Source organism: Campylobacter sp. JMF_01 NE2 (genome assembly GCF_027737365.1).
Taxonomy (GTDB): domain Bacteria; phylum Campylobacterota; class Campylobacteria; order Campylobacterales; family Campylobacteraceae; genus Campylobacter_B.
Map to the genome: position 1 here is coordinate 188,881 of NZ_JAOVTR010000003.1, position 18,250 is coordinate 207,130.

Annotated in this window: 21 protein-coding genes; 6 read left to right on the top strand and 15 right to left on the bottom strand. The window is 37.3% G+C overall.

The genetic code is table 11. The annotated features are described in order from the left end of the window. Positions 1–36: 36 nt before the first annotated feature. From OFO01_RS06580 to OFO01_RS06590, 3 genes are all read right to left on the bottom strand, one after another. On the bottom strand, positions 37–183 hold the full coding sequence (locus OFO01_RS06580; RefSeq protein ID WP_270859405.1) for a hypothetical protein: 147 nt from the start codon (positions 181–183) through the stop codon (positions 37–39). Between the two features lie 470 nt (positions 184–653). Continuing rightward, on the bottom strand, positions 654–875 hold the full coding sequence (locus tag OFO01_RS06585) for a hypothetical protein (protein ID WP_270859406.1): 222 nt from the start codon (positions 873–875) through the stop codon (positions 654–656). Positions 876–952: 77 nt separating this feature from the next. After that, positions 953–1,339 (bottom strand): hypothetical protein, encoded by a 387-nt coding sequence (locus OFO01_RS06590; protein WP_270859407.1) that lies wholly within the window; start codon positions 1,337–1,339, stop codon positions 953–955. A gap of 296 nt (positions 1,340–1,635) precedes the next feature. Here OFO01_RS06590 and OFO01_RS06595 point away from each other — a divergent pair, with 296 nt between their 5' ends. From OFO01_RS06595 to OFO01_RS06610, 4 genes are all read left to right on the top strand, one after another. Further along, positions 1,636–1,878: a TetR/AcrR family transcriptional regulator gene (locus OFO01_RS06595; RefSeq protein ID WP_270859408.1), complete on the top strand. Its 243-nt coding sequence runs from the start codon at positions 1,636–1,638 to the stop codon at positions 1,876–1,878. Continuing rightward, positions 1,879–2,379 carry a restriction endonuclease gene (locus OFO01_RS06600; protein WP_270859409.1) on the top strand — a complete coding sequence of 167 codons (501 nt, stop codon included), beginning with the start codon at positions 1,879–1,881 and terminating at the stop codon, positions 2,377–2,379. A 436-nt stretch (positions 2,380–2,815) separates the two neighbouring features. Further along, entirely contained in the window at positions 2,816–3,553 is a 738-nt protein-coding gene (locus OFO01_RS06605; RefSeq protein ID WP_270859410.1) for a hypothetical protein, read from the top strand. A 58-nt stretch (positions 3,554–3,611) separates the two neighbouring features. After that, a complete protein-coding gene (locus OFO01_RS06610) occupies positions 3,612–4,037 on the top strand; it encodes a hypothetical protein (protein ID WP_270859411.1) in 426 nt (141 codons plus the stop codon). Positions 4,038–4,087: 50 nt separating this feature from the next. On the opposite strand, the gene OFO01_RS06615 is transcribed toward OFO01_RS06610, so the two are convergent. The 9 genes from OFO01_RS06615 to OFO01_RS06655 form a co-directional block, all read right to left on the bottom strand. Next, positions 4,088–4,426, bottom strand: a complete 339-nt coding sequence (locus tag OFO01_RS06615) for a chaperone NapD (protein WP_270859412.1) — start codon at positions 4,424–4,426, stop codon at positions 4,088–4,090. Then, on the bottom strand, positions 4,423–5,325 hold the full coding sequence (locus tag OFO01_RS06620; protein WP_270859413.1) for a WD40 repeat domain-containing protein: 903 nt from the start codon (positions 5,323–5,325) through the stop codon (positions 4,423–4,425). Before OFO01_RS06620 ends, OFO01_RS06615 begins: the two co-directional genes overlap by 4 nt. Positions 5,326–5,380: 55 nt before the next feature. After that, positions 5,381–6,100: a nitrate reductase cytochrome c-type subunit gene (locus OFO01_RS06625; protein ID WP_270859414.1), complete on the bottom strand. Its 720-nt coding sequence runs from the start codon at positions 6,098–6,100 to the stop codon at positions 5,381–5,383. Continuing rightward, entirely contained in the window at positions 6,097–6,876 is a 780-nt protein-coding gene (napH, locus tag OFO01_RS06630) for a quinol dehydrogenase ferredoxin subunit NapH (protein ID WP_270859415.1), read from the bottom strand. Before napH ends, OFO01_RS06625 begins: the two co-directional genes overlap by 4 nt. Beyond that, positions 6,873–7,613: a ferredoxin-type protein NapG gene (gene napG, locus OFO01_RS06635; protein WP_270859416.1), complete on the bottom strand. Its 741-nt coding sequence runs from the start codon at positions 7,611–7,613 to the stop codon at positions 6,873–6,875. Before napG ends, napH begins: the two co-directional genes overlap by 4 nt. Positions 7,614–7,615: 2 nt before the next feature. Further along, positions 7,616–10,393 (bottom strand): nitrate reductase catalytic subunit NapA, encoded by a 2,778-nt coding sequence (napA, locus tag OFO01_RS06640; RefSeq protein WP_270859417.1) that lies wholly within the window; start codon positions 10,391–10,393, stop codon positions 7,616–7,618. 293 nt (positions 10,394–10,686) lie between these two features. Next, positions 10,687–12,558 carry a molecular chaperone DnaK gene (gene dnaK / locus OFO01_RS06645; RefSeq protein ID WP_270859418.1) on the bottom strand — a complete coding sequence of 624 codons (1,872 nt, stop codon included), beginning with the start codon at positions 12,556–12,558 and terminating at the stop codon, positions 10,687–10,689. Between the two features lie 54 nt (positions 12,559–12,612). Next, entirely contained in the window at positions 12,613–13,233 is a 621-nt protein-coding gene (locus OFO01_RS06650) for a nucleotide exchange factor GrpE (RefSeq protein ID WP_270859419.1), read from the bottom strand. After that, positions 13,230–14,018 (bottom strand): HrcA family transcriptional regulator, encoded by a 789-nt coding sequence (locus tag OFO01_RS06655; RefSeq protein WP_270859420.1) that lies wholly within the window; start codon positions 14,016–14,018, stop codon positions 13,230–13,232. The genes OFO01_RS06650 and OFO01_RS06655 overlap by 4 nt, the downstream gene beginning before the upstream one ends. Positions 14,019–14,357: 339 nt before the next feature. Here OFO01_RS06655 and OFO01_RS06660 point away from each other — a divergent pair, with 339 nt between their 5' ends. Further along, entirely contained in the window at positions 14,358–14,603 is a 246-nt protein-coding gene (locus OFO01_RS06660) for an XRE family transcriptional regulator (RefSeq protein ID WP_270859471.1), read from the top strand. Between the two features lies 1 nt (position 14,604). After that, positions 14,605–14,730, top strand: coding sequence for a hypothetical protein (locus tag OFO01_RS06665; protein WP_270859421.1), 126 nt, complete (start codon positions 14,605–14,607; stop codon positions 14,728–14,730). A 94-nt stretch (positions 14,731–14,824) separates the two neighbouring features. On the opposite strand, the gene OFO01_RS06670 is transcribed toward OFO01_RS06665, so the two are convergent. The 3 genes from OFO01_RS06670 to ppk2 all read right to left on the bottom strand — a co-directional run bounded on the left by OFO01_RS06670 (position 14,825) and on the right by ppk2 (position 18,219). Further along, positions 14,825–15,376: a hypothetical protein gene (locus OFO01_RS06670; RefSeq protein WP_270859422.1), complete on the bottom strand. Its 552-nt coding sequence runs from the start codon at positions 15,374–15,376 to the stop codon at positions 14,825–14,827. A gap of 207 nt (positions 15,377–15,583) precedes the next feature. Then, positions 15,584–17,176 carry a long-chain-fatty-acid--CoA ligase gene (locus tag OFO01_RS06675; protein ID WP_270859423.1) on the bottom strand — a complete coding sequence of 531 codons (1,593 nt, stop codon included), beginning with the start codon at positions 17,174–17,176 and terminating at the stop codon, positions 15,584–15,586. A 122-nt stretch (positions 17,177–17,298) separates the two neighbouring features. Further along, positions 17,299–18,219, bottom strand: coding sequence for a polyphosphate kinase 2 (gene ppk2 / locus OFO01_RS06680; RefSeq protein WP_442868037.1), 921 nt, complete (start codon positions 18,217–18,219; stop codon positions 17,299–17,301). Positions 18,220–18,250: the final 31 nt, after the last annotated feature.

Sequence of the window (18,250 nt, forward strand, 5' to 3'; positions counted from 1 at the left end):
AAGCCAGTCAAGGGGATAACTACAAATTCCATATTTCTACCTTAAATTTGCTATAAAAATAAAAACGCTCATACAAAACGCAAAGCCAAACAAACAACCGCAAAGGCTCATAAACCAACAAAATTCATTATAAGAAAGACCTGTGAGCTGATAAATTTCATAAATTAATTGCGGATTTTGCATAAAGCTACCTTTTTAAAATATCAAGTCCAACCAAAACGGATTTAACAACCAAAAATGCAATTATCAAAATTACAAAAAATGAATTTAAAATCAATCCTGCTTTAATTAGATCTATTTGCATTTAAACACCTTGAAATAGGAAGGACTACGCCCTTACCCTTTTTTTTAATGGCATTTTTTGTTTTGGTGCAAGTTCTGCGCTACACTTCGTTTCGCTTGAAATTGCACGCAAAACTAAAAAATGCCCATTTAGTTCAAAACGCTTCGAAAATTGAAAATTCGCCGTAATTTAAACTTTTTAAATTTGTTTTTTAGGGGCGAAAATTTGACGACTGCAAATATAATTGCCTTACGCAAGCAACAAATTTAAAAGATTTAACTTGCAACACACGCTCACCAGCTAAAAGCTTACGCTTTTTTAACGCTGGTGGCGTTGGTATATATGGGGGCAAGCCCCCATACCCCCAAGATTAGCGTAGTAAGCGCAAGCCTGCTTTTACTGCAAAAACAAGACCAAGCAAAACAACAACAATACCAGCCATTGAAGTAAATGGAGTAGTATCGATTGTGCCTGAAAACGCGCCGTTTGCAAATGAAACATCAGCCATTGCAGAATTTGCACCCACAAGAAGTGCAGAGCCAACAGCTACAACTTTTGCTTTCCCAGTTTTTAAAAATTCTTTAATTTTCATAAAGAACTCCTTTAAAAAAAATTTTTCCATATATGGTCTAATCAAGCCGACTTTTTTTTAAAATCGGCTTTGTTAGACTATTTAGTCTTTGATTTATCGACATTGTTTAAAAAATTGATAAAATACGCATCATCTTCATCAGTAGTAAGTGTGTAATTACCTGAATTATAAGAAGGAAGCCCAGCGGTGATTTTTAAAATACCGCCATTGCGAAAATATGTGTTAAATTTGTTTGTCAAAACCCCAGCGGTTAAGTCATCTTTACAAGGGATTTTAATTGTAAGTTCAGTTTCTTTGACATCGACGCAGTTTGTAACTTCGTTTTCTGCTTCAAAAAGGTTTCTAGTAGTTATGCGAACACTAGCCGAATAAGCTCTTCCGTTAATCTCACCCTTTGCGGAACTTTTTGCAATAGCCTTGTGAATTTCGTAATCCACCTTTAAATTTTGTTCTAAGTAATTCATACTCTCTTCCTTTTTCAATTTGATTTTCTCTCTAATTAAAACAACAGAGCGGAAAGAAAGAGAGTTTTCTAAAACCGCTCCGAAGCAGTTTTTTGAGAATACTTAGCTCAAATTCAAATTTACGCTAACTTCAACCCATAAGAACACACAAATCTTACGGCATAGCGTAAAGTGATTTTAATTTAAGTAAGAAATTTGTATAATTTTCTTGGTCTTTGGAATTATTGCAAATTTCTTAATGGAATTATTGCAACAATTTACTAAAAATTTACTTAAATTTTGGGAATATTTACAAAATGGACAAAAAAGAAGTTGCAAAATTCATCAAAAAAGATATAAAAACACTTTATAACTGGGAAAAAGAAAATCCAAATTTATACAAAATTATAGAATTTTATTTCCAAAAAGACAAAGAAATAAATCCAAAATTTAAAGAACTGAAAGAACTTTTTTCGCAATTATCAGAATTAGAGCAAGAATATTACATATCAGATATAAAAACACGAATTTTAAAAAAAGAGATTGAAAAAGAAGAATAAATGATAAATTTTTATACATTTTTATTTATATTATCAATTATCATAATTTTCGCATTTTTAAAAATTTTAATTATTTTAATAAAAAGAAAAACACATAATAAAACTACATATAAGCAAAAAATACAAAAAGGCAAAGAATACGAATATCAAATAATGCAATTTTACAAAAATAAAAATTACACAGTATATCCAAAAGGATACATAGAAAAAAAGCAAGATGAAGGAATTGATATAATAGCATACAAAGAAAACGAAATTTTATTAATACAATGTAAAAACTGGACTAATGCGCCAAAACAAAAAGAAATTAAAGTTTTTATAACAGACTGTGAAGTCTATTTAAACAAAAATAAAGAAACAATAAAAAACAAAACAATAAGAAAAATTTTCGTTACAAGTTACGAAAAAATAGATTATGGAGTTAAACTATTTTTAGATAAATTTAATAAAGAAAATCAAATAAAAATAGAATATATAATAATTCAATATAATAAAAATTAACAAAAAAAATAACAAAGATATTATAAATTTTCCGAAAGATCTTTGTATTATTTCTATACAATTTCAAACTTATAATTTTAAAATTCAAAGCGTAAGTCAAATTCAAATCTCGCTGGTCGCACCATAAATTTTATCCAAATTTACTATTTCAAATTCACCCGTTAACAAAATTAAACAAAAATCATATTTCTATCCTATGTCAAAAAACAATAATGTAAATATAATTTATGTGTTTTAATTTTTAAATCTAATTTAAGGGGGGGGGGGGGTATAATGGCTGAATTTTTTAAAAAGGCCATGTTGTGTATGAAATAAAAATAAAAAATCATTTCAAACGATAAAACCTAAGCAAACTCCAAAGATAGATGATTTTTATAAAATCAAAAAAGATTTTTTAGTTGCTAATGCGATTTTGATTTTCGGCTTGGTTCTTAAAGTGTTTTTTGAAAATTCAGATGATACGAGTATAGGTAAATTTTTTCTATTCATTGGGGGGTTATGTAGAATTTATGTGATTTATATGATTGGCAAATTTGCAAGTAGCAAAAAACTATTTGCATTTTTCATAGCATCAGGCATAGGGTCTAACTTGCTAGGAGGCGCAATTTTAGTAACGCAAGAATCAGCCTTATCTATTTCTATCGTCGCTGGAATATGTGGTGTTACTTGCTTTCTTTTTTACAAAGAAATGGTTGAAATTCTTCTTCAAAAGCTATTTTATATCCCATTTTTCGCTATTGCTTTGGGTATTGTGAGTGAGGAGTATATGGGGTATCTGCTAATTTTAGCTTTTGCGAGCGAGTTTGTCGTTATGATTTTTACAAGAGCAGGTGCGCAAAAACAAGAGAATTTTAAAGAAAATGATACAAATTACTCAGCGAAATATATCAATGTCGCCGACACTCAAAAAGAAGAAAATTTTAAAATTTTAGATAAAACACAAAAATTTAAGCAGAAAATTTCAAATTTACAACTTAATGAAAATTTTGTGATAAATATTTTTAGGATTTTATATTTTGTTGCGTTTGTATGTTTCTGCTATTTTCTTATCCGTTGGTCTTTGACAGAATATAGAGGAAGTGCTAGGTATTATTTGGGTAGAGTAAAAACATCTGCGATAGTGTTTGGTATAGTATATGTCCTTCAAATAGTAGTTTTGGGGCAAAAAATATAGTTTATTGTTTTAAAAATTTATTTTCTAGCATTATTAAAAAATAAAATTTGGAGAAAAAATGAAAAATTTATTTAGTATTGTTATATTATTTATGGCTTTTATGCTGGGAAAATTCGGATATATACAGTTTAAACAAAAATTTATGGGTGATGAGGAAATTTGCAGATTGCAAAATGAAATAAAGACAAAATTGCCAACTAGACTAGATGATGCAACCACTTTAACAAATATAGAGTGCAATCCGAAAACAAAGAAAGTAAGTTATTTTTATGATTTAAACGATGTGCAAAATATGCAAAATATCTCTTGGCGGGATTTCGTGGAGCAAGATTTTGATTTGTTTAAACAAAATTTTAAAAACGGCATAAAAGAACAATATTGTAATTCGGATATTAAAAATAAAAATTTCAAGGCTACATTTACTTATAATTTTGATAATGAATATTTCATGGATTTTACACTAGGTCTCTCTGATTGTCGCTAAATTTTAAAAGGCCAAATTCTGCCAAATTCAGCCTTTAAAAAGAGGTAAATTTAGATATTTAAACTACCGCCGTATTTGATTTTTTTGATTTCTGGTTCTTCGTCGATTTTTTGCATAATCTCTTCTATATTGTTGCTGTTCGCGGCGTCGATTTGCTCGTCTAGGTCTTGGTATGAGTATATCATAGCTACATCGCTTACGCCTTTTAGGGCTTGCATAGCCTTAAACGCGCCCAGCTCTTGATCTAGGCTCTCAGTTTGGATAGTCGCTACGATTTTGCCATCTTGTGCAGCCACGACTTCGCAAAACTCTATCTTTGCCACGAGAGCGCTAAGCTCGTCTAAATTTGTCTTATTATCTGTGTAGATTATCACACTTGAAATGTTCATTTATAACTCCAAAAATGAATTGTTTTGTCGTATCCTGCGCCAACTAAGTGATCGCCATAAAATGTCATGTTGTTTATGATTTCGCCATCATAAGGGATTTTTTTGATGATGCTTCCAGCTTTGTTTATGATATTTATGCCATCAAGTGTCGTAAATGCGCCAAAATCCTCGCTTAATGCCACGCTATACACGATAAAGCCAGTTTCGAAAAGCTTAGACTCTCTTGCGTTTTCGTAGTAGCAGGTTTTGTCGTTTGAGCCAGTTATCACCCTCTCGCCTACAAAGGCTACATTGAAGACATTGTCTTTGTGGATACTTTTTTCGCGTAAGAATTTTTTCTCTTTTGTGTCAAAAAAGTAAATCATACCGCCTTCGTTTGAAAGAAGCAATAAATTTTTCTCGCGGTCAAAGCTCACGCCACCAAAAGGCGAATCTGAAATTTTGTGCTCAAATTTCACAGATTTTGAGGCTATGTCGTAGTATAAAATTTCGCTTCCTACGCCTAGTAAAATGATAGTATTGCTATCTAGCAAAAATAGTCTTTTGATACCAGTTATCGGCAAATCAAAGGTGTCAAGCGTGCCATTTTCATACACGGCGAGTTTTTTGTGCATATAATCGCCATTTATCAAAAGGGCAAATTTTTCACCTAGTTTATCGACATCGATAACCTTAGAATCGATATCGCCATCGACATAGCTTTTGACTTGCGGAAGAGCTAAAACAAGAGTAGCGTTCTCATCGCTCCCGCTTATACTAAAAAGCTTTCCGGTGTCCGTGCCAGCATAGATTTTTTCATCCATTTGCTTTAAAATCGCGATGTTGCCATCTACTATGACTTTGTCATTTGCAAAAAGAAAGGTTGCTAAAAAGATAAAAGCAACGAATAATTTTTTCATTTTTTACCTCGTAAATTTTGTGTGAGTTTGGAAGTCCAAACTCACAACAAAATGGTTATTTGATATCAGCACCCTGATTTAAAATGTCAAGCAAATTTGAGCTAGTATTTGAGTCTGCAAAGCGACTAAAATCTGCTTCAAATTTGTTTTGAACTAGCTCGGTTGCGTTTGTTTGAATAACATGGCAAGAAACGCAGTCATATCTAGCCATAGAAAGTGCGCCATCAAGGCTCTTTTGATTCTCATCACGCAAATCTGCTAAGTGGCTTTGTGGGACTGATTTTATCTGCATAGCCTGTGCAGCCTCTGGAAGGTGGCATGTGGTGCACATGTTGTTTTCGGCCGTGATAGGTAGCATATCGTCCAAAGTGTGTGGGATTAGCGGAGGAGCGTTCTCGAAGCTTCTCTCGAATACCATATTTTCGCCTGGTGCGCCACCTTTTACCTCATAAGTAGGCAAGGTTAGGTTTTCGTTAGTGTAATCCTCTCTAAATTTAGGACTTTGCGCAAGCTCTAAATTTGGTATATCTTCCTTTTTCTCGACAACCGGCGCTGGTGCGGCTGGCTCTTGTGGTGCAGCAGCTGGCGCTACCTCTGCCTTAGGCGCTTCTGCTTTTACTTCGTTAGTAGCAGCAGGTGCTGAGGCGGCTTGTGTTTGCGCTACTGGTTGGTTTGTATTTGAGCTCGCTTTGCCTTTTTCATCTTGGCAACCGCTCAAACCCAAACAACAAATTGTAGCTGCAACAAGGCTTAAAAAAGCAAATTTCTTTTTCATTTTTTTACTCCTAGTATGCTAAAATTTAACGCATCATCATCGCAAATTTGGACACATCTACCGCAACTTATGCACTCAGAATCGATTTTAAAACTCTCTTTTGAGACCATTTTTAACACCTGAACCTCAGGGCAAACGCTCTTGCATTTGTTGCATTTGGTGCATTTGTTTGCATTATGATAAATGCGAATTAAGCTAAATTTACTTGCTATCGCCCAAAATCCCCCTAGTGGGCATATATGGGAACATATTATTCTATTTCCTGCGAAAATTTCAAATATCACAATGATTGCGGCTATACTAAATGCGCTAACGCTAAGGCTAACGACCGCTCTTGTGAAAAATCCGACGAAATTTAGTATCTCAAAGGCTGCTATACTAAATAATCCGCTACAAAGCAGGACTAAAACTAACAAATAGTATCTAGCGTTTTTGCTGACGCTAAACATTTTGGTTTGGATATTTAAAACTTTTCTTATCCAAGCTGCCAAATCTGTTAGGATATTGATAGGACATACCCAACCGCAAAAAGCTCGTGGCGCAATCAAAGCGTAAAACGCAAATATGATTAACGCGCCAACTATGCTAAGCGCACCTAGGCTAAAACTTGCTAAAAATAGTTGAAGCACGGCAAAAGGATCGCTTAAATTTATAACTCCAAAAAGCACTGACGAACTTAAATTTCCTTGCAAAATTTTAAATCCATAGCAGTTTCCGGCTATGAAAAGGCCAAGGATTAGGAATTGAACTAATCTTCTTAAAAGTGTGTATTTCATAGCTCGCCTCCGTTTAAGTAATCAATACCTTTTTTCAAATTTAAGTTGATTTGGCTATCAGCGTCTTTTAGCTTCGCGTCATCGCCTTCGATCCAACCTTTGACATAGTTGTCATTTACCTTGCCTAAAACTGAATTTCGTGGTAGCACCGTAATGGCTGCTTTTTCGGTTATACAGGCTTTTTCGCATTTTCCACACCCTGTGCAGTAATCGCTATCTACAACAGGTAGTAAAAATGCGTGTTTTTCTGTCCTTGTGTTGCGTTTGTATTCGATAAATAGTGCCTTATCCATGACAGGGCAGGCTCTATAACATGCGTCGCATTGAATTCCAAAGTATGCAACGCAGTTTTTCTGATCTACTACCGCAACGCCCATTTGTGCTTTGTTGATATTTAATTTGTCATTTTCGCTAACATTTTGTTTATCTAACGCGCTAGTCGGGCACGCTACTGTGCAAGGTATATCTTGGCACATATAGCATGGAGTTAGTCTTGGCTGGAAAAACGGAGTTCCGTTTGGCACTCCGCTATCGCCAAATTCTGCTAGTTTTAGCGTATCAAATGGACATGCTTCGACGCACAGCCCGCAACGAATACATTTGCTCATAAATTCTTTTTCATCAAGGGCACCTGGCGGTCTTAGACGGATTTTATCCTCTGCTCTGGCAAATTCACAAAATCCACTTCCGCCTGCTACAAGCAGTCCTAATAAACCTAAAACTTCGCGTCTTTCCATAATTATGCCTTATAAATTTTTACTGCGCATTTTTTATAGTCTGTCTCTTTTGAAAGAGGGCAGGTCGCGTCTAGACAAACTTTGTTGATAAATACATTTTCATCAAACCAAGGAACATAAACAAGACCCACAGGCGGAACATTTCTACCTCTGAAATCTACTCTTGCTTTAACTTTTCCTCTTCTTGATTCTACCCATACAATATCATTTTGAGCTATGCCCATTTTATCGCCGTCTGCTTTGTTCATAAAGCATAGAGCTTCTGGAACAGCGCGGTAAAGCTCAGGAACACGCATTGTCATAGAGCCTGAGTGCCAGTGTTCTAGGACGCGTCCAGTACATAGCCAGAACGGATACTCTTCGCTTGGCATTTCGCATGGATCCATGTAAGGGCGGAAGAAAATTTTACCTTTGTTTTTAAATGAAGTTTTCTCATCGCCTGAGGTTGCACTTTTCATATCGCCTGTCGGAAGTGCGCCTTGGTTACCATAAAATGCGAAATCGCCGTCTGGATTAGCTTTTTTAGCGTAAGTGTCGTATTTGGTATTAAATCTCCATTGAGTCTCTTTACCATCGACAACTGGCCATCTAAGACCTCTAACTCTGTGATATGTATCAAAATCAGCTAAATCGTGTCCGTGTCCGTCGCCGAAAATTCTATACTCTTCGAATAGATATTTATGCACGAAGAATCCATAGCCTTTAAATACCTCTCCGTCGCTTCCTACGACATTTCTGCTATCGCCGAAAACTTCGGTGCAGTCAAAGCCTGCGATGATTGGATCATCTGCTTTGTATTCAAGTGCGCGTTTGTTAGCGAACAATACATCAAATAGAGTATCTTCTGGATCGTAACCCATTTTTTTCGCTTCTTCTAAAACATCTGGCAAGGTTAGCTTATCATCGATTTTTCTCTCGCCCCAGAAATCTTTAATTTTAAAGCGTTTTGAGAATTCTAAAATTTGCCATGTATCACTCATCGCTTCGCCTACTGGTAATACTTGTTGTCGCCAGTGTTGAGTTCTACGCTCAGCATTACCATAAGCTCCCCATTTCTCATAAATCATAGCAGTTGGTAAGATCAAATCCGCTACTTTTGCAGATACGCCCGGATATGGATCGCTTACTACGATGAAGTTATCCATCTCTCTTGCTGCTTTGATCCAGTGGTTAGCATTTGCAGTGTTGTGCCATGGGTTATTTACATGAACCCAAGCGAATTTAACCGCGCCGTCTTCAATATCTCTCATTAGTTTTACATAAGGGAAGCCTGGGCGTGGGTTGATTGTGCCAGCAGGGATTTGCCATACTTTTTCTGTCATTTCTCTGTGTTTTGGATTTGCTACGACCATGTCAGCTGGCAATCTGTGGCAGAAAGTTCCTACCTCGCGCGCAGTTCCGCAAGCGCTTGGTTGTCCTGTTAGCGAGAAGGCGCCTTCGCCTGGTTTGGCTTGTTTGCCTAGCAAGAAATGCACCATATAGCTTTGCTCATTTACCCAAGTTCCTCTTTGGTGTTGATTCATACCCATTGTCCAGAAGCTTACTACTTTTCTACCTTTTTCGACATATAAATCAACTAAGCCTTGAAGTTTTTTCTTGAAAGTTTCTAAATCCTCGTTGTCATCGCCTTTGGCAAGCTTGGCAACGAAATCTAGTGTATAAGGCTCTAATGCTTTTTTGAAATCTTCAAATCCTATTAGCCAGTGAGCATCAGCTTTGCCATTGTTTTTATTTTCTAGCGTATCTCCTGCTTTCATGCCAAGATAAGCTAGTGTTACGCCCTCATCTTCGCTAAGAACTTTTGATAGCTCTTTTTCTACTGTATCGACCTCTTTTGGATCAAATTTAGGGTGTTTTGGATTTGGTCTCATACCATAACCGATATCAACTGGACCTGTTGCAAACACACAGTGCTCTTTGACAAATTTCTCATCAAACGCTTCTGGGTGGTTATATACAATCTCGTGAGCGATTAAATTCCAAATCGCAAGGTCAGTATGAGGTTTGAAAATAATCTCAATATCAGCTATGCTTGAAGTTCTGCTTGAAAAAGTTGATAAATTTACAACTTTGTATTTATCAGGATTTTTAAGTTTAGCGTCATTTACGCGAGACCAAAGCACTGGGTGCATTTCTGCCATATTGGCACCCCAGCAAACAACTGTATCAGTTAGCTCGATATCATCGAAACAACCTGACGGCTCATCTATGCCAAATGTTTGCATAAACGCAACAACCGCACTTGCCATACAGTGGCGAGCATTCGGGTCGATATTGTGAGATCTAAAACCTGCTTTGATAAGTTTGACAGCAGCGACACCTTCCATGATAGTGTATTGACCGCTACCAAATACAGCTAAACCGCTTGGACCTTTTTCCTCGTAAGCTTTTCTGAATTGCGCTTCCATGACATCAAAAGCTTTTTTCCAGCTAACTTCGCCGAATTTACCTTTTTTGTCAAATTCGCCTTTTTCGTTCATGCGCAAAAGAGGTTTTGTGATACGGTCCTCGCCATACATAATCTTAGCATTAAAATAACCTTTAATGCAGTTAAGACCACGATTTACAGGGCATAGTGGATCGCCTTTTACAGCTACGATTTTTCCGCCTTTTGTGGCAACCATAATACCACAACCGGTTCCGCAAAAACGACAAGCCGCTTTGTCCCAGCGCCAGTCTTTTTCGCCATCCGCTGCACTAGCTAGGCTTGGGGCAGAAATTCCAGCGGCACTACACGCAGCAGCAGCTGCTGAACTTTTGATAAATTCTCGTCTGTCCATAGAATTATCCTTTCTTTCAAAGAAATTTGTGAAACACAAGGCAAATTATAACAAATTATTAATCAATTTTATTGATTTAAATCAATAAAATTTGCAATAAATCCCTAAATTTCTAATATGTATAAAATTATAATTTTTAAATTTAAATAAATTTAGCACGATTTTGTGCTAATAATCGAATTTCTGCAAATTTTGTATTGATATAGAATATTAATGTATGTGGATAAAATTAAAATTTGATATTTTGGAAATTTGGGCGGAAATTTGAGCTAGCAAGCTAGCTCAAATTTTATTTATTCGACTTCTGCGTCGATGACATCATCGTCTTTTTTAGCGTTGTTTGAATTTGCGCCTTGGTTTTGGTTCGCGCTAGCTGCCTTGTAAAGATCCTCGGCCGCCTTGCTTAGGGCATTTACCTTGGCATCTATTTGATCTTTTGTCGCGTTTTCGTTTTTGAGAACTTCTTTTAGATCATTTAGTGCGCTTTCGATATTTGCTCTTAGCTCGCCTGGGACTTTTTCGCCCATTTCAGCAAGTGATTTTTCTGTTTGGTGAGCGATAGCGTCAGCATGGTTTCTAGCATCTACGCTTTCTTTGCGTTTTTTATCCTCTTCTTTGTGAAGTTCGGCGTCTTTTACCATTTTGTCGATTTCCTCGTCGCTTAGACCGCTTGAACCAGTAATGCGAATATCAGTTGCCTTGCCTGTGGCTTTGTCTTTTGCGGTAACTGTTAAAATTCCGTTTGCGTCGATGTTAAACTCAACCTCGATTTGAGGCACACCGCGAGGGGCTGGCATAATGCCTTCTAGGTTGAAATTTCCTAGCGATTTGTTATCTCTGGCAAACTCTCTCTCGCCTTGCAAGACATTAATAGTAACGGCTGATTGATTATCCTCAGCAGTCGAGAAGACTTGCGATTTTTTAGTTGGGATTGTAGTGCCTTTGTCGATAATCTTTGTCATTACGCTGCCAAGTGTTTCGATACCAAGGCTAAGTGGCGTAACATCAAGCAAAAGCACATCTTTTACATCGCCTTTGATAACAGCACCTTGCACGCTTGCGCCGATTGCGACGACTTCGTCAGGATTGACGCTTTTATTTAGCTCTTTGCCAAATGCTTTTTTGACCTCTTCTTGCACAAGTGGCACGCGAGTCGAGCCACCGACCATAACGACCTCTTTGACATCGCTCATACCAAGACCTGCTTCGCTAACGACGCGTTTTAGAGTGTCGATTGTCTCATCTACCAAACTATCAATCATACTTTCAAATTTAGCCCTAGTTATGGTTTTCATAAGGTGTTTTGGGCCTGTGGCATCGGCTGTGATGAAAGGTAAATTTACCGTTGTTTCCATTGCGCTTGAAAGCTCTTTTTTAGCGTTTTCTGCGGCCTCTTTTAGGCGTTGCATAGCCATGACATCGCCTTTAAGGTCAATGCCGTTTTCTGCTTGGAATTCGCTTGCTAAAAAGTCGATTACTTTGTTATCAAAATCATCGCCACCAAGGAAGGCATTTCCGCCAGTTGAAAGCACTTCGACCACGCTATCGCCGGTTTCTAGCACGGTGACATCAAATGTTCCGCCACCCAAATCATAAACTACGATTTTTTCGGCTTCTTTTTTGTCTAATCCATACGCCAAAGCTGCCGCGGTTGGCTCATTTACGATACGAAGGACATTTAGCCCTGCGATTGTGCCGGCTTCTTTTGTCGCTTTTCTTTGGCTATCGTTGAAATACGCAGGCACAGTGATGACTGCATCGACCACAGGCTCGCCCAAGAAGGCCTCTGCGTCCTCTTTTAGCTTGATTAAAACTTTTGCTGAAATTTCTTGTGGGGTATAGACTTTGCCTGCGATTTCAACCGCACACGCGCCGTTTCTATCGACTATCTTATAAGGAAGTCGCTTTTTGGCCTCTTGCGCGTTTTTCTCGTTCATCATTAAACCCATAATTCTTTTGATTGAATAAATCGTTTTTTCAGGGTTTGTTACGGCTTGGCGTTTGGCGCTGTCGCCGACTAAAACCTCGCCTTTATCTGTAAAAGCGACAACTGAGGGAGTTGTGTTTTTGCCCTCTTTGTTTGGTATGATTTTGCTCTCGCCTCGTTCAAAAATGCTAACGCAAGAGTTGGTTGTGCCTAAATCAATTCCAATGACTTTTCCCATTTTTTATCCTTTTTATTAAATTTTGTTTTCTTTAAATTTTGTAAATTTGCGAATTTACTTCGCCAAAATAACCATTACAGGGCGTAAAATTCGCTCTTTGTAAAGGTAACCTTTTTGCAAAACTTGGACTATGTCGTTTGTTTTGGCTCCCTCTTTTTCTACGAGTTGGATTGGGTAAAATTTACCGCTTTCGCTCTCATAGCCCTCATCGGTCGAAATCGGCGTAATGCCGTATTTTTCAAATGTGCTTAAAAACAAATTTATGCATTGCTTCACGCCTTCTTCGATTTTATCGGCTAGTTCGTTGCCCTCAATGTCGATTTTCGCGGCTTCTTCGAGTGCGTCGATTATCGGCAAGAGATCTTTTGCAAATTTTTCCGCCGCATATTCCACGGCTGTGGTTTTTTCGCGCTCCAAACGCTTTTTGATATTGTCGAAATCGGCACTAGCGCGGTAAAATTTATCCGTAATCTCGCTAAGTTCGTTTTGTAGCTTAGTGATTTCATCATCTTGCGCGCTTTCGCACTCACACTCGCTTTGTATCTCTTCGCTAAATTCATCGCCGTCGTCCGCTAGCGGGCTTTGGCAGCCGCAACCAGCCCCGCAGTTTTTGTGCTCTTTTTCCTCAAATTCACCTGCTGAATTTTGCATTTTTTCGTCAAATTCTTGGCTCATGCTACTCCTTTACTAAATTTAAAAAATTTTTCATAATCCTCATAAACACTTCCAGCGCAAATCATCGTAGCGTCCTTGTTTTCGAATTTTACTGGGCATTTTATCCCCATAAAACCAGGCTCGAAATAGGGCGCAAAGATTAAATTTTTGTCAAAATTCACGGCGATTGAGGGGTTTAACAAAATTTTAAATCTCTCATCTTTAAAAATTTTATACGCCATAACTTCGTTTGCGATAAACTCGATTTTTGAGTTTTTCAGCTCGCGGATTTTGGTGTTTAGCTCCCTAAGACCGATTTGCATAGAGGCGACTTCCAAATCTTTGAGCGAAATTCCGATTAAATTCGACAAAAGCTCGAAAATTCTGTTATCAAATTTCAAAATAATCTCATCTTTGTCGAAAACCAAAATCATAAAACGCTCATCGTGCTTTATGACCTCGGTCAAACACTCGCTTTCTGCGCTAAAAATCATACAATAAATATCAAAATCCTCTAAGATTGCTTCTAACTCATCGCCGTCTCTTAGCGATAAAATCTCGCTAAAATCGAGTTTAGCGCGCCAGTAATCTTGCATTGTCGCTACTGTGGGGATACGCCCGCCACTGACATGAAGCTGCGTGATTGCGCCCTCGTCGCTGAGTTTTTTGAAATACACCCTAATCGTCGAGGCTGGTATAGCGACCTCCATGCGCCCGCCTAACTGCGACGAGCCAATCGGAGCGTTGAGGTCCAAATAGGCTTCGATGATAGAATCAAGTATCAAATCACGCTTGTTTGTTTTCATTTATTAGCACTCTTTCGTTTTGATTGCTAATATTATACAACATTGAGTGGCAAAATGTCAAGGTTTTTTAAAAATTTTAGCACTTTACTTCTTTGTTTGCTAAAATTTTGAAATTTCAAAATTTGGTTTTGAGTGCAAAATTCGGCGGTTTCATAGCTAAATTTCCCCCTTGAAATTCTTGGAAATTTTGTAAAATTTTATGTTTGTTTTATGAGAAATTCTGTATAATTCACACGATATAACGCAAAAATTTACTAATTTTGCTTATAAATAATACAAAATTTAGATAAACTATACAGATTAATGTATAATTAATCCTAAAACTTGTATAATTTTGGCATGTTAGAAACGAGCGATATATTCAATATTTTGCATAATGCCGTAGAGGCAAAAAATATGGGCAAAAAGATTTCTCACGCTGTAATGGCGAAAAAGCTTGGCGTGTCGATGAGGACATACCAAGATTGGCGCCTTGGCACGACCAAACCGCAGGCAGCGACCGCGATTTGTCAAATGCTCTGCGAGCTCGATAGCGACGAGGCGTCTTTTGTGCTACATAAAATAAAAAAATTATTAGGAGACTGATATGTATAAGATCACATTGCAAGAAAAAATGGATTTACAAAGTGTATTTTGCGCAATTTATGCAAAAAAAGAGTCAAAATTTAGCGCATTTTATCGCGCGTTTTTTAGACGAATTTTGGCTAGATAATTTTGCTAAATTTTTATAAAAATTGCAATCATTGATAGTTTTTTAGCTATCGATGATACTTTTATGTCTGAATTTGATTTTTGCAAATTTAAATCTAACGCATTGGGTTTAAATTTTTTAATTTTATAGCCGTAAAAATCGCAATTAAAAGTAATAATATTCCTAAAAATGCAGTTATCTTGCGTTCCAAAATCCATGTGTTTAAATGTCTGAATAAATATATTGTTTCGCCATTGCAATATTCCATTTTTAAAATCGTGCTATTGTAATATTCTATAAATACACACTTCTTTTCATAATAAGCAATCTTCAATAAATCACTTAAATTTGCCCTTTTAAGACCATTTTCTCCATTATTAAAACTATCTACAAAATCGTTTCTAAAAAAATAATTATCTATTTTTACTTTGCAATGTGCCGAGTGTTTAAAACCTGCTGGATAACATTTTAACTCTGTTATTATTCCAGCAACAGCCATTTTTTCATTTTCATTTGGAACATTATTATACGCCATTAAAAAGCACACTGGCGATAAAAGTGCCGACATTAAAAGTGCAATTCCTAAAAAAATATGATTATTTTTAAAAGCAAATTTGATTAAATTATTAAATTTATCCACATAGTAAATCGGATTTTTAAATTTCATATTTTTCCTTATTTTTTTATTATTGCAAAAATTTATAAAACAAAATTTAAAGTAACTTCTAGTAATCAAATTTGCGAATTTTAAAATTTATATTATATAAAAAAATCAAGCTTTATGATGAAATTTAGGTATTGATTAGGATTTTGACCCGTCAAGAGAGTTAGCGACGGGTCAAATTTAAAGTTAAAATAAAATTAAAAAGCCAAATTATGCTTTTTCGCCTTCTTTTGCGATCTGCTCTTTTAAGGCGCGTTTTAGAACCTTGCCAGTGGCGTTGCGTGGCAGGTCTGGTACGAAATGCACGACCTTTGGAATTTTGTAGTTTGCTAGGTGATTTTTCAGATAAGTTTTGATTTCGCGTTCGCTTAATTTTTGATTTTCTTTGAGTTGCACGAAGGCTACGACTTCTTCATCAGCGTATTCGTCTCTGATACCCACGACTGCGCAGGCTTCGACTTGTGGCATTTTGTAGATGATTTCCTCGACCTCGCGCGGATAGACATTTATGCCTTTGGCGATGATGATATCTTTGATACGATCGACGATATAGATAAATCCCTCATCGTCCATATATGCAAGATCTCCCGTGCGAATCCAGCCGTTTGTCAGCGTCTCTTCTGGTGGGATGTTTAGGTAGCCTTCCATGACGCAATCCCCGCGCACGATAATCTCGCCGATCTCTCCACGAGCTACTTCCATGGTTTCATCATTTACGATTTTGACCTCGTATCCGTCAAGCGGTGTGCCTACGCTTAGGATTTTTTGTTTGTCGTAATAGTTTAGCGATACGATAGGCGAACACTCGCTAAGTCCATAACCCTCGATAAGGTGGGCTTTTGGGAATTTTTTGTAAAATTCGTCGATTGTTTGTTGTGCAAGAGGGGCTGCACCCGACATAAATACTCTAAGCTTATTAAACCATCTGAATTTCCAGCCAAGTTTTGCCTTGCCTAGCATTGTATAAACAGACGGAATTCCCAAAAATACCGTTGCTTTGCGTTTTAGGGCGGTATTTAGGACATTTGTGATAGGGAAAACTGATTTTAGAGCGATTATGCTCGCGCCGTTGTATAGCGATAAAATCAGCGTCGCAGTCAGCGTGAAGCTATGAAACATCGGTAAAAATACCAAAAATCTATCCTTGCCACTCACATTGTAGCGAGGGGTTGCTTTATCGGCGTTTGAGAGTATGTTTTTGTAGCGAATCATAGCGCCTTTTGGCCTGCCTGTCGTGCCTGAGGTATAGACGATATGGCTTAAATCGTTTTCGGTCGGAGATTTCGCTATTTCTAGTTTGGTTTTACAGGCTAGCACAGTATCAAAGCTGACATTGTGCTCGCTAAGTGCGCCTTGTGTTTGCGCGTTTGGAAGGGCTGAATTTGGGGTTGGTTCATCGCTTTTGCCCTTGACCCAAATTATGCGTCTGATATCTGGTGCGCTAATGCTTTTAAGCTCCTTGCTAAGGGCGGTCGAAGCGAAAATCATGCGTGAGCGCGAATTGTCTAAAATATACTCAATTTCCTCGTTTTTAAGGAAGGTATTCATAGGCACAGCGACCGCGCCGATTGAGGTAATACCTAGAAAAATGGTGAAAAACTCATAGCCGTTTTGCACATACATAGCCACTCTATCGCCGAAGCGAATTCCGCTATTTTGCAAATACGCGCCGATTGCATCGACTTTGGCTTTAAGCTCTGCGTAGCTAATCTCCATATCTTCGTCATAAATCGCTATATGGCGAGATTTTTCGCTCGCATAGAAACTTAAATTTTGGTATAAATTTTCGAATTTATATGTCATGTTTTACCTTTGTGTGGTTTGGTTTCCCGCGAATTTTATCAAAATTTATATAAATTTAGTTAAATTAAATCAAAAATTTAAGAAAAGATAAATTTAGACGCACAAACGGCGTCTAAATTCGGTTATTTTTTATCTTTTGGCTTACCTGTGCCTAGTTTTACCTGTTTTTCGGCTTTTTGCGCTTTTTTTAGGGTTTCTAGTTTTTCCAAGCCCTCGTTTCTAAGGCTATTTTCCATAAGCATGATTTCTTCTGTGCCGGTTCTGACCAAATCCACATCGACTTTAAATTCGTTAGGATCGATTTTTTCATCATAATCAATTCTGGCTAAAATGCAGCGAAACGCATTTAGTCTTGCGGCTTTTTTGTCATTGCTATCTAGCACGATCCATGGCGCGATATCGGTGTTTGAGGCTAGTAGCATTGAGTATTTTGCCAAAGTGTATTGCTCCCAAAGTTCTTGCGATTTGGCATCTACTGGGGAGAGTTTGTATTGTTTAAGAGGGTCTGTGCGGCGCGCTTCGAAGCGTTTTTGTTGCTCCTCTTTTGAAACTGAGAAATAAAATTTGAATAAAATAATGCCAGAATTTGCTAGCATTTCCTCGAATTTTGGCACTTGTCGTAAAAATTCTTTGTGTTCAGCATCGGTGCAAAATCCCATTACAGGCTCGACCATAGCGCGGTTATACCAGCTTCTATCAAAAATCACAATCTCGCCCGCACTTGGCAAATGCGCGACATAGCGTTGGAAATACCATTGTGTTTTTTCGACATTGCTTGGTTTTTCAAGTGCGACTATACGGCAGCCGCGTGGGTTTAGGTGCTCGGTTAGGCGTTTGATTGTGCCGCCTTTGCCCGCTGCGTCGCGACCTTCCATGATGATTAGGACTTTTAGCCCTTTATCTTTGACATAGCGTTGAAGTTTGAGTAACTCGATTTGAAATTTTACAAGCTCGCTCTCGTAAAATTCTTTGTTCATTTTTTTGATTTTTTTGCCCTCGTATGCGATTTGTTTGAGTTGTGTATCGCTAGTTTGTTCAGCCATTTTGTTCTCCTTTTTTGAAAATAAAACTTAG